This window comes from Paractinoplanes lichenicola (assembly GCF_016785085.1).
Taxonomy (GTDB): Bacteria; Actinomycetota; Actinomycetes; order Mycobacteriales; family Micromonosporaceae; genus Actinoplanes; species Actinoplanes lichenicola.
Genome location: NZ_JAENHO010000003.1, coordinates 679,429 through 693,066 on the forward strand (window position 1 = coordinate 679,429; position 13,638 = coordinate 693,066).

Below are 13,638 nucleotides of genomic sequence, written 5' to 3' on the forward strand. Positions count from 1 at the left end.
GTGTCGTCCGCTGGTCAAACTGAGCGCTAACTGGACAGGACCTGCGCGTTACGGATGGACGCTTAGTAGCGGGCCGAATACATTTTCGCCTTGACGCCCGTTCGCGGGGGCCGGGTGGGATGCGCCCGGGCCCCGGCACGAGCGGGCGGGGTGAGGGGGAAACGCATGACCGAGAGTCGGGGAGGGCGGTCGTGACCAGCCTGTCCGATGCCGAGCGGGACGCGTGCGACGCGCTGCAGGCCCTGGCGGGTCTGGCCGCGCTGCTGCGCCGCCCCGCCGCGGACGTGCCGGGTCTCGACCCGGCCGACCCCGCGGCCGACGATGCCCGTCGCCTCCTGCTGAACCTGGCGGAGGACGGTGGTCAGGCGGCGGCCCGGGTGCTGGCCTATCTGCGCACCCAGCGCGGCGCCGGCGACGGCGACCTGGTCGCGGTGCCGCCGCGGCTGGGCCCGTGGCGCGAGTGGGTGCCGCCGCGCGGTCACATCTTCGGCCTGACGGAGGCGCGGCCCACCCCGAACGAGGTTCCCCAGCCCCGCCGCAGCGATCCCGGCGAATAGCCGCCGGGCATTGCCTCGGCGGGGGCCGCAGGGTCTTCGCCTCAGTGGGGTGCCCGCAGGGTCTCCGACGGGGATTCGCCGAACCGGGCCCGATAGGCCGACGCGAACCGGCCCAGATGCGCGAAGCCCCACCGGTGCGCCACGGCCGCGACCGTCACCCGTACGGGGTCGGCCCGGCGCAACGCGTCGTGCACCCGGCCCAGCCGCACCTGCTGCAGATAGGTCATCGGGGCGGTGCCGACGTGCCGCCGGAAGCCCTCCTGCAGCGACCGGACGCTCATGTTGGCCACGCGGGCGAGGTCGGTCACGGTGAACGCGCGTTCCGGCTCGGACTGGATCGCCTCGACCACGCGGCGGATCGCCCGGGGCGGGCCGGCGGTGATCGGACCGGTCAGCTCGGCGTGATAGCGGTGCGGCAGGCTCAGCAGCAGCCCGCTGAGGATCGTGCTGCGCAGTTGCTCGGCCATCATCGGCTCGGCGAACAGGCTCGACTCGTATTCGAGCTCGTCGCACAGCAGCCGGATGAGCCGGGTCCAGCTGTAACCCGGACCGGTGGAAAGGTCCACCTCCGGGGGGAGGCCCAGGGGTCCCTCGATCGGGTGTCCCAACAGTCCAGACAATTCGTCCTCGAGCGCTTTCCGCTCGATCTTGACCGCCAATTCGGCGGAGTTGGCCCCGCGGGACGTGTAGACCGGGCTGCCGGGGCCGAAGATGACCGCCGTGGACGGCCCGGCGACCACCTCGTGACCCGCGTGCCGGGCGTGCAGGCGTCCCGCGGTCGGGATGCTTACGTGATAGGCGTCGAGTTCGGCTACGAGCAGCGTCACAGGGCTGGTGAAGCTGAGCCGGCCGACCGTCAGGGGTCCGAGTTGGATCACTCCGACACCTAACTCGAAGTTGTCGGTGCCTTCGGGCATACCGACTGCTACCGGATAGTAGAAACGATTTAGCACCGACCGGGCCTCATCGATGTCAACCCCGCTGAAGTGGACGATGTCCGGGACCTCGGGGAACACGTGGGCATACCTCGGGAAGACGTCAACCATGCCGAGAGGCGCTCCATCGCATACGGTGAGTATTCGACCCCAACACGTGGAACGTCAACGTTGCCGCCACGCGATGACCGATCCAGCACATTCAGGCCATATGAACTACTCTGGCGTTCCGCGCCTACGTGGCGTAACTTGCAGACCAGCGGATTGTTGTAGGGACGCGGTTGGAGAGTGGCGCCGGGGCGAGGCGTCCGATGCCTGTCAGGGCCTTCTGAGGCCGGCAGTGCGTCCTCCTCGCGGAATTCGGCGTCGGCCCCGCTCGACGCCAGGAAGAGGGCAGCCGTGTATCTGCCGATCACCACGCGCCAGTTGGCTGATGGCACCGTCGAGATCGCCCCCAGTGGGGAGATCGACCTCGACAACGCCCACGTGATGCGGGACGCCGTCAACGACGTGCTGACCAGCTCCACGCCGGGCAAGATCTGCCTCGATCTCCAGCGCGTCATGCTGATCGACAGCATCGGGATCGGCATCCTCGTGGCCTGCTTCCACACCGCCGCCGCCAGCGGCATCAAGCTGGTGGTGAGCCACCCGAGCCCGACGGTCTACCGCCAGCTCTGGGTGTCGGGCCTGGTGGGCCTGCTGGGCTGCGCCGAGCCGCCCTCCCCGCGCACGTCGGTCAACCTGCACTGACGAGCTCCTGACGCGACTGAGCGGCCACCCCCGAGGGGGCAGCCGCTCATCAGTTCGTGCTCAGGCGAGCGTTCAGTGCGCGCTCAGCGCCGCTTCCTCGCGGGCCCGCCGCTCGTCGCCGCTCAGGTCGGAGAGCGGCTTCTCCTTGATGAAGAGCACCGCGATGATCGCCAGGAACGCGATCGGCGCCCCGACCAGGAACAGCTCGGCCGTGGCCGTGCCGTAGATGTCGGCGACGATCGTCTTGACCTCCGGGGGCAGCTGGGTCAGGTCGGGCACCGCGTGCCCGCCGCCGCCGGACGCCGTCGCCGTCTCGCCGAACTTCTCGGCCGTCAGCGACGACACCCGCGAGGCCAGCACGGCGCCCAGCGCGCTCACGCCGATCGCGCCGCCCATGCTGCGGAAGAACGTCAGCGTCGACGTGGCCGCGCCCAGCTCCGCCGCGGGCACGTCGTTCTGCGCGGCCAGCACCAGGTTCTGCATCAGCATGCCGACACCGACGCCCAGCACGGCCATGTGCAGCGACAGCACCAGCACGCTCGTGGTCGCGCCGATCGTGCTCAGCAGGAACATTCCGACCGTCATGATGACGGCCCCCGCGACCAGGTAAATCTTCCACTTGCCGAACTTTGTGATGAGCGCCCCGGCGACGACCGACGAGACCAGCAGACCGAAAATCATCGGCAGGCTCATCAGGCCGGCGACGGTCGGGGACTTACCGAGCGCAACCTGGAAGTACTGCGACAGGAACACCGTGCCGCCGAACATCGCCACGCCGACCAGCACGCTGGCGATGATCGTCAGGGTGACGGTGCGGTTGCGGAAGATGCCGAGCGGGATGATCGGCTCCGGGGCGCGGGACTCGACCCACACGGCCAGCGCCAGCAGGACGACGCCGCCGGCCACGAACGCCGCCGTCTCCCAGGACGCCCAGTCGAAGTGCTGACCGGCCAGCGTCGACCAGATCAGGAGAGTGCTGACCCCGGCGGTGATGAGGAAGGCGCCGAGCCAGTCGATCTTCACGCCCTTCCGGCGTACGGAGGGAAGGTGAAGTGTCTTCTGGAGCAGGGCGATCGCGGCGATCGAGAACGGGACGCCGATGAAGAAGCACCAGCGCCAGCCGAGCCACGACGTGTCGACCATGAGACCGCCGATCAGCGGGCCGGCGATCGTCGCGACGCCGAAGACCGCGCCGAACATGCCGGCGTAGCGGCCCATCTCGCGCGGCGGGATGATCGCGGCCAGCACGATCGTGGCCAGCGCGGTCATGCCGCCGGCGCCGATGCCCTGCACCACGCGGCTGACGACGAGCACCTCGACGTTGGGGGTGAAGCCGGCGATCAGCGAACCCGCCACGAACAGCAACAGCGAGAGCTGGACCAGCAGCTTCTTGCTGTAGAGGTCGGCCAGCTTGCCCCACAGCGGGACGGTGGCCGTCATTGCCAGCAGCTCGGCGGTGACGATCCAGGTGTAGACGGACTGGCTGCCGTTGAGGTCGGCGATGATCCGGGGGAGGGCGTTGGAGACGACGGTCGAGGCGAGGATCGACACGAACATGCCGAGCATCAGGCCGGACAGGGCCTGCACGACCTGGCCGCGGGACATCCGGCCGGTGGTGGGGTCGTCGGGGACGGCCTCGGGCTGAGTCAGGGTCATCGGGTGACTTCCTCGTGAGTAGGTGCCGGCTCGGTCAGGCCGGAGCCGAGAATGACGAAGGCCTCGCGCACGAGGTCGAGGAGGTCACGGTTGTCGTCGGTGGCCCAGCGCATCATCGAGGTGCGTAGCGCGGCCCCCGCGGTGGTGGCGACGAGCTGGGGAAACAGGCTGTCAGGAGCAATTCCCGTACGCGCGGCGACCGCGGCCACGGTCTCCTCCTCGGCGCACTCCCCGCGCGCCACGAGAAGCGGCAACAGCGACGGGTTGCTCTTGATCACGCGCAGCCGCAGCAGCCAGACGTCACGCTCGGCCTGGATCTGCTCGATGTCGGGCTGCATGGCCTCGAACAGCGCGTTGAGGAGAGGCACCCCGGCCGGCACGGCGAGCAGCCGATCGTGGATCGAGGGCCCGTCCGGCAGCGGCCCGCCGAGCAGAGCATCGTCCTTGGTCGCGAAGTAGTTGAAGAACGTCCGCGGCGACACGTCGGCCGCCTCGGAGATCTCCTCAACCGTCACATGATCGCGCCCACGCTCGTCGACGAGCCGCAGAGCCGCCGCCACGAGCGCGTCCCGGGTCTGCCGTTTCTTCCGATCCCGCCGGCCGGGGGCGGCGTCGGTCGCTGTGTTTCCCACTCGGGCAGGCTAAGTCGAATCTTGCAGCCCCTGCAAACTTTTACCGACTGCAGTGACGAGCGTTACGACGCACCCCGGAGGAACTCGGCGGTGGCGGTGACGGCCTGGGTGACGTACGTGTCGTTGTCGTAGAAATCTGTGTGGCGGTCGCTGTCGAGCCAGAGGGTCTCGTCGGCGGCCATCGCCTCGGCCAGGTCCGGGGAGCAGTAGTCGTCGCGGCGGCCGTGGATGATCAGGCTGGGTGGGAGCAGGGGGCGTACGCCCAGCACGTCCAGGGTCATCAGGCTGTGCAGGGAGCCTCGGGTCACGCGGTTGGTCCAGTTGGCGGGGTGCTTCGAGTAGTACTGCCAGGGTTCGTCGCCGGGCATCGCCGCCTCGCCTTCGGGGGCCACCGCGGGCAGGAAGTCGTCATAGCGGTCGATCATGTCGGTCAAGGCTTTCCCGTACGCCGCCCGGCCCATCCGTTCGGCGAACCAGGCCGGGCTGTTGTAGGCCCCTGCGATGCCCGCGACCGCCACCACGCGCGGGTCGAGGGCGGCCGCGCGCATGGCGTAGCCGCCGCCGAGGCAGATGCCGACGACTGCCACGTCGTAGCCGTCGAGGAAGCTCACCGCGGCCCGCAGGTCGGCGAGTTTGCCCTGGCTGTCCTCGTGTTGCGGGCGGCCTTCGCTCTCGCCGAAGCCGCGGTGGTCGAAGGCGAGCGTGGTGAAGCCCGCGGCCGCCAGTCGTTCCGCGTACAGGCCGGTGACCTGTTCTTTCACGCCGGTGAAGGGTCCGGTGAGGACGATGGCCCGCGGGCCGGGGGTGGGGTGGAGGACGCCGGAGAGGGCCAGGCCCTCGCTGTGGATGGTCACGCGTTCGGTCACGCCGCGAGATTAGGCTGCTACCCGACGGAGGGGCAGAAGGCACTTTCGCGTACCCATAAAGGGCAGTCATGGATCTGGTCGTCCCCGACGTGCTCGAGGAGAGCTGCACCACCCGGCAGGCGCTGGAGCGTCTCGCCGCGAAATGGCGGGTGTTGCTGATCTATTCGCTGCTGGCCGGTCCGCAGCGGCCCGCCGATCTGCGCCGGCGGGTGCCCGGCATCACGCAGAAGATGCTGACCGAGACGCTGCGGGGCATGGAGGCCGACGGGCTCGTCGAGCGGCGCGTGCTCAAGGACACCGCGCCGCAGCACGTCGAATACGGGCTGACCGATCTCGGGCACACGCTGCGGGAGCCGCTCGCCGCGATCTGCGACTGGGCCGCGCGGCACCCGGTCAGCCCGGCTCCCGCCGACTGATCTTCAGGACCAGACCTTCGGGCGTACGCACGTGGAGCTGGTCGCCGAAGTCGCGGTCGTGGCCGACGCCGGCGATCGGGAAGCCGGCCCGGTGCAGGTGGGATTCGAGCTCGGGCAGCGGCATCGACGCGTCGAACGTGAGCTCGATCGTGTCCTCGCCGCGGTCGCGGTCGGGCGGGCGCGGGATCAGTCCGATCTGGATCGTGCCGAGCTGCATGAGCACCCAGTCGCTGTCGTCGCCGCCGTGGATCACCTCGCCGCCGAGCAGGCGGTAGAAGGCGATCGACGCGGCCAGGTCGTCCACGTGCAGCATCGGGCGCAGCAGCAGCCCCGGATCCGTTCGCGTCGCCATGACTGCCCCCTTTTCACCCGATATCACCGCATCTGACGCTCACTCAACGACTCAATCGTTCAGCTGGGTGCGCTCGATCTCGGACAGGGCCGCGGTCAAGACCTTTTCCGCCGTACGCCCACCGAGCAGCTCGGCCAGCAGCAGCGCGGCGTGCCGGGCCAGCGCGTCGGGCTTGGGCACGTCGGCCGCGTCCTCGTCGAGCACGCCGAGCGAGCCCGCCAGCAGGTAGAGCACGACATGCGGGTCGGTCTGCGGATGCCAGGCGACCGACGACCGGACACAGCGCTGCAGCACGTCGCGCACGGCGTCACCGTCGAGGCCGTCGGGGTGGGCCTCCTCGAGCAGCAGGCGCACGGAGGTGCCGAGGATCAAGCCGGTCTGCGCGGGGTCGAGCGCGGCCAGCTCGGCCGTCGCCACGTCGAGCGCCTCGGCGTCGTGCGCCTGCGCCGCGGTCACCGCCGCCGTCGTCGCGGCCGCGATCGGCCGGGCCGGGGCGGGCAGCTCCCGCCAGTTCTGAGTCATGGCCAGACCTTAGCCACGGCCCCCGACAAAAACTGAAAATGTCGGGGGGTGGTGGCAGGCTGTGCCCCATGTCGAGTCAGCTCCAGCAAGCCATGGCCGCGCGGGTCGAGCGCGGTGAAGTCCCCGGCCTCCTGGCCCTGGTCGCCCGGGGCGACGACGTGCTGGTCGAGACGGCCGGCGTCACCGAGTTCGGCGGCCCCGTGCCGATCCGCCGCGACACCCCGTTCCACATCACCTCGATGACCAAGCCGGTGCTGGCCGCCGTCACGATGATGCTGGCCGAGGACGACGCGCTCGACCTCGAGCAGCCGGTCACCCACTTCCTGCCCGAGCTGGCCGGTCAGCGGGTGCTGGCCCGGCCCGACGCTCCGCTCGACGAGACCGTCCCGCTCGCGCGGCCGATCACCGTCGAAGACCTGCTGACGTTCACCCTCGGCTTCGGCCAGCTGATCGGGCCCGGCGGCGACATCGATCCGCCCTTCCCGATCGTCCGGGCCTGGCGCGAGCTCGGCCTGCAGCTGGCCGAGCCCGAGCCGCGCACAGTCCACGAGCCCGACGAGTGGATCCGCCGGTTCGGTTCGCTGCCGCTGATCCACCAGCCGGGCGAGACATGGATGTACAACACGGGCACGCTCGTCCTGGGTGTCCTGCTGGCCCGCGCGGCCGGCAAACCGCTGGGCGAGCTGCTGCACGAGCGCGTGTTCGCCCCGCTCGGCATGACCAGCACCGGCTTCTGGCTGCCCGCCGAGCGCATCGCCCAGGTCCCCCCGCATTATCTGGGCGACGGTTCGGGCCCTCCGGCCCGCCAGACAGGCGAGCCGGCCGAGGCGTGGACCAGGCCGCCGGTCTTCCCGAGCGGCTCGGCCGGGCTGCTCTCCACCGCCGACGACTATCTGGCCTTCGCCCGCTTGCTGCTGCAGGGCGGCGTGCACGGCGGCACCCGGCTGCTGTCCGAGCGGTCGGTGGCCGCGATGACCACCAACCGCCTGAGCCCCGAGCAGATCGAGGGCGGCGGGTTCTTCCTGGGCGGCTCGGGCTGGGGTTACGGTCTCGCGGTCACCGTGCGGGCCGACGAGGTCAGCGCTCCCGGGCGCTACGGCTGGGCCGGGGGCTACGGCACGGATTGGTTCACCGACCCGCGCGAGGGCTTGATCTTCATCCTGCTCAGCCAGGTCAGCGACCTGTTGTGGAACGGGGCACTGACCGAGCTCGGCCAGTTGGCGTACGGTGCGGTCGGGGAACGGCCTGGGGAGGCTTGATGACCAGTCTCGAGACGGTGACGGCGTGGGTCGCCGGTTATCGCAAGGCGTGGGAGTCCAACGATCCGCGGCACATCGCCGCCCTGTTCGCCGAGGACGCGGCGTATTTTCCGGAACCGTATGCGAAACCGTGGCTCGGCCGCGACGCGATCGTCGAGCAATGGCTGAAGATCAAAGACGAACCGGGCAGCACGACGTTCGAGTGGCACCCGCTGATAGTCACGGAGGATCTCGCGATGATCGAGGCGAAGACGGTCTATCCGGACGATACGTACAGCAATTTGTGGGTGCTCCGGCTCGACAATCTCGGCCAGGCCCGCCAATTCACCGAATGGTGGATGAAACACCCCGCCTGATCAATTTGTCGCCGCGACCGGCAGCACGAGTCGCGATTGCGCACAGTGGATGGTGTGCTCCTGCGGCCGCAGTTCGGTCGCGTCCGCGGGCGAGCCCAGATTGCGGGCGAAACGCGGGAACGACCCGCCCGAGACCTGCACGCGCAGCCGATGACCGGCCGCGAGCCGGTGAAAGCACGGGTCGAGGGTGAGGGCGAGCCGCTGCAGTTGACCGGCCCGCATCGACGGGTCGAGCCGCCGCATCCCGTCCGCGAAGTTCCGCGAGTGTCCGCGTTTGTCCACGTCACAGAGCCGTACGAACACGTCCGCGTGCTCCGGCTCGACCGAGACGGCCAGCTCCAGCACGGGCGCGCCGATCACGTCGACGGCCGTGGGCAGCGGATCGGTCGTGAAGGTCACCACGTCGGGGCGGGCCTCGAGCGCCCGGTTGTCCTTGACCCCCATCGAGCCGGTCAGCGTCCGCCCGCCCACGGTCGGCGTCGGCTCCGCCGGGTCGTACCGGAAACGCACGGTTTCGCTCGCCGACCGCCGGGTGCCGCCGGCTGAGCCCGCGCCGGCATCGTCACCTGCGGGAAGAGCCACGAGCAAGCCGACCAGCGAATCGGGCGAATCGGTTGGCCCGTTGCCCGGAGCGGGGCCGCCACCAGTCGAGCCGCCGAAAGTGGCGGTTGGATCGTCGGTGGGCGTGCTGCCGGGGGCGGGGTTGGCGGCGAGGGTCAGGGTGCGGTCGGCGTGCAGTTGGAAGATCGCGGGCGCCGACGGGGGTGGCCAGGAGGCCAGTTCGTGCCAGCGGCGCTCGCCCGTCCGGAAGACGCGAACCGGGGACTTGCGGCTCGACGGACCGTCGGCCATGTGCTCGTCGAGCCAGGCCAGGCTTTCGCGGGCCATCGTCATCGCGCCCTGCAGACCCACGGTCAGGTGGGTCCACGGGCCCACCGTCAGACCCACCTCGACGTTGCGGGCGTGCAGGGCCTCGTACTGCCGCAGCGACTGGTCGACGAACAGGTCCTGCCAGCCGCTGATGATCAGCACGGGCGTGTCGACCTTGTCCAGGGCCTTGCCGGCTCGGTAGGGCTCCCACCACGGGTCGTCGTCGTCGGGATGCGAGAGCCACTCCCGATACCAGGGGGCGCGGCCGCGCAGCACCGGATCGGCCGCCTCCGGCAGCGGCACGCCCTCGAGCGCGGGCCGCAGGCGGCGGGCGGCCGAGGCGTCGTTGAGCGCCCGGCGCAGCAGGCCGCCGTCCTCCTGATGGGCGATCAGGTCGCTCCAGCTGAGAAAGTCGCCGAGCGTGAACGCGCCAGTGCCGTAGACGGCCTCGCGGAAGTCGTGCGGACCGACATACACGACGGCGGCCCGCAATTCGGGCGGCGGGTCCTGCATCATCGTCCATTGTGCCCAGGCCAGGTACGAGGCGCCGAGCGTGGCCAGCCGCCCGTCGAACCAGGGCTGTTCCCGCAGCCAGGCGACGGTGTCCAGCCCGTCCTCGGCCTCCTGCGCCATCGGCGTGAAACGGCCGCCCGACCCGAACGTGCCCCGGACGCTCTGCAGGATCACGTGATAGCCGCGCGCCGCGAACAGCCGTCCGTTGAGCGCCGAGGCGGGAAACCCACGCCCGTACGGGCTGCGCATCAGCACCGTGCCGCGGGGGCGGGCGGTGACCGGGGCGTAGTGATCGGCCACCAGCACCACGCCGTCGCGCATCGGCGTGCGCGCGGTCGCCAGCACATAGTCGTTCGCCGCGGGCCCCTGGCGCAGAAGGCGCGACAATGCCGCATCGGCGAGTCGCTGCCTGATCGAGTTGGCCATACCGCTCCTTGATCAATTACCCGAAGGTCGGGAAGGACGCGACTAAACAATGCCGGAATGTGAAAGCGAGCGCGATTCGAGCCGTACTCGGATGTGCGATTTCGCGGCCGGGTTGGCAGACTGCCACGGTGGAAGTTCGGCAGGCACTCGGCGGCCGCTACACATTGCTGAGCGAACTCGGCAATGGCGGCATGGCCGTGGTGTGGCGTGCCCGCGACGAGGTGCTCGGCCGCCCGGTCGCGGTCAAGGTGCTGGCGGGCCGGTTCGCCGGTGATCCACAATCGCGGGCCCGCATCCGTGACGAGGCCCGGGCCGCGGCCAACCTCTCGCACCCCAACATCGCCCAGGTCTACGACTACGGCGAGGCCGACGACCTGCCGTACGTGGTGATGGAGCTGGTCAACGGCCCGACCCTGCAGCAGCGGGTGTCCTCCGGGCCGCTGCCGCCGCGCACGATCTTCCGCATCTGCGGCGAGGTGGCGGCCGCGCTCGCCGTCGCCCACGAGGACGGCCTGGTCCACCGCGACATCAAGATGGCCAACATCATGATCGCGCCCTCGGGGGTCAAGGTCGTCGATTTCGGCATCGCCGCCGTGGCCGGTCCCGCCGCCCCGGAGGACATGCTGGTCGGCACCCCGGCCTATCTCGCGCCCGAGCGGCTCACCGGCGACGCGGTCGAGCCGGCGTCCGACGTCTACGCGCTCGGCGTGCTGCTCTATCGGCTGCTCGCGCACGAGTCGCCGTGGACGGTCGAGAGCACGACCCAGATGCTGCAGGCCCACGTCTACGTCGAGCCCGAGCCGCTGCCGGAGCTGCCCGGTGTGCCCGCCGCGGTGGCCGACCTGATCCACGACTGCCTGCGCAAAGATCCCGCCGAGCGGCCCAGCGCGAGCGAGGTGTCGGCCACGCTGGCCGACGCGGCCGAGGCGGCGTCGGTTCCCGATCCCGTACGGGATGACAACGAGCCCACGGCCTTCCGCCTGCCCCGGCCCGCGCCGCCGCCCGCCGAGCCCCCGCGGTACGCCGCCGAGCCGGGTCCCTGGCCGACCGGCGCGGCGCACAATTCGGCCCGGCCCGCCACGGTGATCGACCGGCCGATGCACGCGTCGCGGCGACCTCCCACCGCGGCCGGGGGCCGGTTCTCCGGCGTACGGCGGAAATATGTCTTCGCCGGTGGAGGCGTCGCCGTCGTGCTCGTCGGCGCACTGATCGCGTGGCTGCTCAGCGGCGACCCCGAGGCGGCCGGAGAGCAGCGGGCGGCCGCCCCGACGGCCTCGGCGGCACCGACCGTGACCAGCGCGGGTGTCTCGCCGTCGGCCTCCCCACGCGGCAACCTCCCGGTGCCGGCCGCCACCGACCGGCCCGGCCCCGGACCGATCGTCGGCAGCGGGCCCGTGCCGTCGATGATTCCGTCCGCATCGCCCGGCGTCACCCGAACCGTGAGTGCCGCGCCCGCACCCAGCGCGTCGATCGACGTGTCCCCGACGGTGTCGGCACCCCCGGCCGGCCAGCGGCTCGAGTCGCCCGGCGGTGCCGCCTTCGCGCTCTGCGACAAGGGCAAGGCGTCGCTGACCGGGTTCGAGCCCGCCGACGGCTTCACGGCCCGGCCGATCGAGCCGGGGCCGGCGTTGACCGCGCGGGTGCTGTTCAGCGGGGCGACGTCGAAGTATCGGATGGCCGTGACGTGTGTCGGGCAGACGCCGACGCAGGTGGTCCTGCCGCTGTAGGTCCTGTTTCGTGTCCGGGGCAGGGCTGCGACCGGGGAACGAGGCCTAACCCCGCAGGGTCTCGCTCGGCGGGCAGCCGTATTCGGCGCGATACTCCGCGGCGAACCGTCCCAGGTTGACGAAGCCCCAGCGCCGGGCCACCGTCTGCACGGTCATTCCGTCCTGCGGGTCGCCGGCCAGCAGTTCCCGGTGCACCCGATCCAGCCGTACGCGGCGCAGATAGGTCATCGGCGTGACCCCGAGATGCCGGCGGAACGCGGTCTGCAGGCCACGGATCCCGACCCCGCCCGCCGCCGCGATGGCGCTCACGGTCATCGGCCGCTCCGGGTGCTCGTGGATGAAGGCGATCGCGCGGCGCAGCACGGGCGACGGCACCGACGGGTTCACCGCGATCATGGTGGCCGCGATGAGGCGTACGAGCTCGGCGTTGGGTTTGCCGTCGACGGTCTCGGCCAGCTCGGCGGCAATGGTGACCGGCAGTCGCAAAAGGACGAACGTGGCCTCGCCGCCCGTCTCGGGTGTCATTTGTCCGGATCCCTCCGCCGCGCCACCTGGGGCGGCACGACTACCCCGGTTCTCTCGCGAGTGCACATCGGACGTCGATAGCCGATGCGATCCGTGGCACGCTGCGGTTATCCGTGACTGAGGCCGGGAAGGACAAGCGACATGACTAGGGAGAACTTCAACACCGAGGCGGCCGAGGGCGATCGCGACCGCAGGTTCCACGGCGGCGCCCCCGCGCACCTCGACGACGACGAGCTGGCCCGCCGCACCGAGGAGGAGCGGGCCGCGGCCGGCGTGACCGACTACGACCCCGGCGCCGTGCCGCCGGCCACCGACGACCCGGTGCCGTACGACCCGGAGGCCGACCTCGTCGAGCAGGACATCGAGAGCGTGACCGCCCGGCAGGAGGCGGAGGGCGAGAACGTGCCGCTCGGCAAGGACAACCCGTTCCCGCCCACGCGCTACGCGGAATAGCCCCGCATCAGGCCGTTCAGCCCGCCGTACTCCAGGGCATCGGCGACGGCGGCGTACGTGCCGGTGGTCAGCGCCTCCTCGGCGGCATGCCGGGCCACCGCGTACGCCGCCTGGGCCACCGCCGACCCCAGGCTGACCCGCGCCACCCCCAGCGCGGCGAACTCGGCCACACTCGGCCCGCCCGCTCCCGCCATCACGTTCAGCGGCGCCGGAATCTTCGCCGCGAGCGTCCCCACCGTCTCGGGGTCGGTGACCCCCGGCACGAAGATCCCGTCCGCGCCCGCGTCGAGATAGGCCGACGCCCGCGCCACCACCTCGTCGACGTCACCCGCACCCCGCAGGTACGCGTCGAGCCGCGCGTTGATGAACAGCTCGGCCCCCGCCGCCGCCCGGGCCGCCGCGAGCCGGGCCGTCTGCTCCTCGACCCCGCGAGCGCCGTCCTCGATGTTCACCCCGGCCGCCCCCGCCGCGACCACCGCCCGTACGGTCGTCGCCACGTCTTCCGGTTCCACCCCGAACCCGGACTCGATATCGGCGGTCACCGGCACCCGCACGGCCCGGACAACCCGCCGCACCAGCGCGACGGCATCGTCCCGGCTCAGCGCGTCCCCGTCGGGCGCGCCCAAACTCCAGGCCACGCCCGCACTGGTGGTGGCCACGGCTCGCGACCCGGCCGCCTCGACGATCCGCGCGCTGGCCGCGTCCCACGCGTTGACCAGCACCAAGGGCTTACCCGGCATGTGCAAGGAGCGGAGGTTTTCGGTCACCGCCACAGTCTTCGCCGCGGCTCCGGCAACCCGTACTGTTTGAGTCTCAGCTAAAT

At 71.0% G+C, this 13,638-nt stretch carries 16 protein-coding genes; 7 read left to right on the forward strand and 9 right to left on the reverse strand.

Features of this window, described 5'->3' with window-relative positions; translation table 11 throughout:
* Window positions 1-191 precede the first annotated feature (191 nt).
* The gene (locus JKJ07_RS12325) at window positions 192-557 is read left to right on the forward strand and encodes a hypothetical protein (RefSeq protein ID WP_202991580.1); all 366 of its coding nucleotides are present in this window, start codon (window positions 192-194) and stop codon (window positions 555-557) included.
* Window positions 558-598: 41 nt separating this feature from the next.
* Here JKJ07_RS12325 and JKJ07_RS12330 read toward each other — a convergent pair whose 3' ends face one another.
* Window positions 599-1,603 (reverse strand): AraC family transcriptional regulator, encoded by a 1,005-nt coding sequence (locus JKJ07_RS12330; RefSeq protein ID WP_202991581.1) that lies wholly within the window; start codon window positions 1,601-1,603, stop codon window positions 599-601.
* Between the two features lie 288 nt (window positions 1,604-1,891).
* Between JKJ07_RS12330 and JKJ07_RS12335 the strand changes: the two genes are divergently transcribed.
* Window positions 1,892-2,242 (forward strand): STAS domain-containing protein, encoded by a 351-nt coding sequence (locus tag JKJ07_RS12335; RefSeq protein ID WP_133874633.1) that lies wholly within the window; start codon window positions 1,892-1,894, stop codon window positions 2,240-2,242.
* A 72-nt stretch (window positions 2,243-2,314) separates the two neighbouring features.
* Here JKJ07_RS12335 and JKJ07_RS12340 read toward each other — a convergent pair whose 3' ends face one another.
* From JKJ07_RS12340 to JKJ07_RS12350, 3 genes are all read right to left on the reverse strand, one after another.
* The gene (locus tag JKJ07_RS12340; protein WP_236028740.1) at window positions 2,315-3,898 is read right to left on the reverse strand and encodes an MDR family MFS transporter; all 1,584 of its coding nucleotides are present in this window, start codon (window positions 3,896-3,898) and stop codon (window positions 2,315-2,317) included.
* Window positions 3,895-4,530: a TetR/AcrR family transcriptional regulator gene (locus JKJ07_RS51685; RefSeq protein ID WP_202991582.1), complete on the reverse strand. Its 636-nt coding sequence runs from the start codon at window positions 4,528-4,530 to the stop codon at window positions 3,895-3,897. The genes JKJ07_RS12340 and JKJ07_RS51685 overlap by 4 nt, the downstream gene beginning before the upstream one ends.
* Before the next feature lie 62 nt (window positions 4,531-4,592).
* Entirely contained in the window at window positions 4,593-5,396 is an 804-nt protein-coding gene (locus JKJ07_RS12350; protein ID WP_202991583.1) for an alpha/beta hydrolase, read from the reverse strand.
* 68 nt (window positions 5,397-5,464) lie between these two features.
* Here JKJ07_RS12350 and JKJ07_RS12355 point away from each other — a divergent pair, with 68 nt between their 5' ends.
* On the forward strand, window positions 5,465-5,812 hold the full coding sequence (locus JKJ07_RS12355; protein ID WP_202991584.1) for a winged helix-turn-helix transcriptional regulator: 348 nt from the start codon (window positions 5,465-5,467) through the stop codon (window positions 5,810-5,812).
* On the opposite strand, the gene JKJ07_RS12360 is transcribed toward JKJ07_RS12355, so the two are convergent.
* Window positions 5,790-6,164: a VOC family protein gene (locus JKJ07_RS12360; protein ID WP_202991585.1), complete on the reverse strand. Its 375-nt coding sequence runs from the start codon at window positions 6,162-6,164 to the stop codon at window positions 5,790-5,792. The two genes, JKJ07_RS12355 and JKJ07_RS12360, sit on opposite strands and share 23 nt — an antisense overlap.
* Window positions 6,165-6,215: 51 nt before the next feature.
* Window positions 6,216-6,686, reverse strand: coding sequence for a hypothetical protein (locus tag JKJ07_RS12365; RefSeq protein WP_202991586.1), 471 nt, complete (start codon window positions 6,684-6,686; stop codon window positions 6,216-6,218).
* A gap of 68 nt (window positions 6,687-6,754) precedes the next feature.
* On the opposite strand from JKJ07_RS12365, the gene JKJ07_RS12370 reads away from it, so the two are divergent.
* Both JKJ07_RS12370 and JKJ07_RS12375 read left to right on the forward strand, forming a co-directional pair.
* Window positions 6,755-7,945, forward strand: a complete 1,191-nt coding sequence (locus JKJ07_RS12370; protein WP_202991587.1) for a serine hydrolase domain-containing protein — start codon at window positions 6,755-6,757, stop codon at window positions 7,943-7,945.
* Entirely contained in the window at window positions 7,945-8,301 is a 357-nt protein-coding gene (locus JKJ07_RS12375) for a nuclear transport factor 2 family protein (protein ID WP_202991588.1), read from the forward strand. The genes JKJ07_RS12370 and JKJ07_RS12375 overlap by 1 nt, the downstream gene beginning before the upstream one ends.
* On the opposite strand, the gene JKJ07_RS12380 is transcribed toward JKJ07_RS12375, so the two are convergent.
* Complete coding sequence (locus JKJ07_RS12380; RefSeq protein WP_202991589.1) at window positions 8,302-10,110, reverse strand: CocE/NonD family hydrolase; 1,809 nt, start codon at window positions 10,108-10,110, stop codon at window positions 8,302-8,304.
* A gap of 128 nt (window positions 10,111-10,238) precedes the next feature.
* On the opposite strand from JKJ07_RS12380, the gene JKJ07_RS12385 reads away from it, so the two are divergent.
* Window positions 10,239-11,837, forward strand: a complete 1,599-nt coding sequence (locus JKJ07_RS12385; RefSeq protein ID WP_202991590.1) for a serine/threonine-protein kinase — start codon at window positions 10,239-10,241, stop codon at window positions 11,835-11,837.
* A gap of 45 nt (window positions 11,838-11,882) precedes the next feature.
* Here the strand turns inward: JKJ07_RS12385 and JKJ07_RS12390 are convergent, their stop codons facing one another.
* Window positions 11,883-12,362 (reverse strand): helix-turn-helix domain-containing protein, encoded by a 480-nt coding sequence (locus JKJ07_RS12390; RefSeq protein ID WP_202991591.1) that lies wholly within the window; start codon window positions 12,360-12,362, stop codon window positions 11,883-11,885.
* A 141-nt stretch (window positions 12,363-12,503) separates the two neighbouring features.
* Between JKJ07_RS12390 and JKJ07_RS12395 the strand changes: the two genes are divergently transcribed.
* Window positions 12,504-12,815 (forward strand): hypothetical protein, encoded by a 312-nt coding sequence (locus JKJ07_RS12395; RefSeq protein ID WP_202991592.1) that lies wholly within the window; start codon window positions 12,504-12,506, stop codon window positions 12,813-12,815.
* Here JKJ07_RS12395 and JKJ07_RS12400 read toward each other — a convergent pair.
* On the reverse strand, window positions 12,803-13,588 hold the full coding sequence (locus JKJ07_RS12400) for an isocitrate lyase/PEP mutase family protein (RefSeq protein ID WP_438871389.1): 786 nt from the start codon (window positions 13,586-13,588) through the stop codon (window positions 12,803-12,805). The genes JKJ07_RS12395 and JKJ07_RS12400 overlap by 13 nt on opposite strands.
* Between the last annotated feature and the right edge of the window lie 50 nt (window positions 13,589-13,638).

What these genes read in the sequence shown, in the direction of transcription:
- JKJ07_RS12380 (WP_202991589.1), bottom strand. Translation starts at nt 10,110, where the DNA reads ATGGCCAACTCGATCAGGCAGCGACTCGCCGATGCGGCATTGTCGCGC.
- JKJ07_RS12375 (WP_202991588.1), top strand. Translation starts at nt 7,945, where the DNA reads ATGACCAGTCTCGAGACGGTGACGGCGTGGGTCGCCGGTTATCGCAAG.
- JKJ07_RS12360 (WP_202991585.1), bottom strand. Translation starts at nt 6,164, where the DNA reads ATGGCGACGCGAACGGATCCGGGGCTGCTGCTGCGCCCGATGCTGCAC.
- JKJ07_RS12365 (WP_202991586.1), bottom strand. Translation starts at nt 6,686, where the DNA reads ATGACTCAGAACTGGCGGGAGCTGCCCGCCCCGGCCCGGCCGATCGCG.
- JKJ07_RS12395 (WP_202991592.1), top strand. Translation starts at nt 12,504, where the DNA reads ATGACTAGGGAGAACTTCAACACCGAGGCGGCCGAGGGCGATCGCGAC.
- JKJ07_RS12370 (WP_202991587.1), top strand. Translation starts at nt 6,755, where the DNA reads ATGTCGAGTCAGCTCCAGCAAGCCATGGCCGCGCGGGTCGAGCGCGGT.
- JKJ07_RS12355 (WP_202991584.1), top strand. Translation starts at nt 5,465, where the DNA reads ATGGATCTGGTCGTCCCCGACGTGCTCGAGGAGAGCTGCACCACCCGG.
- JKJ07_RS12340 (WP_236028740.1), bottom strand. Translation starts at nt 3,898, where the DNA reads ATGACCCTGACTCAGCCCGAGGCCGTCCCCGACGACCCCACCACCGGC.
- JKJ07_RS12330 (WP_202991581.1), bottom strand. Translation starts at nt 1,603, where the DNA reads ATGGTTGACGTCTTCCCGAGGTATGCCCACGTGTTCCCCGAGGTCCCG.
- JKJ07_RS12390 (WP_202991591.1), bottom strand. Translation starts at nt 12,362, where the DNA reads ATGACACCCGAGACGGGCGGCGAGGCCACGTTCGTCCTTTTGCGACTG.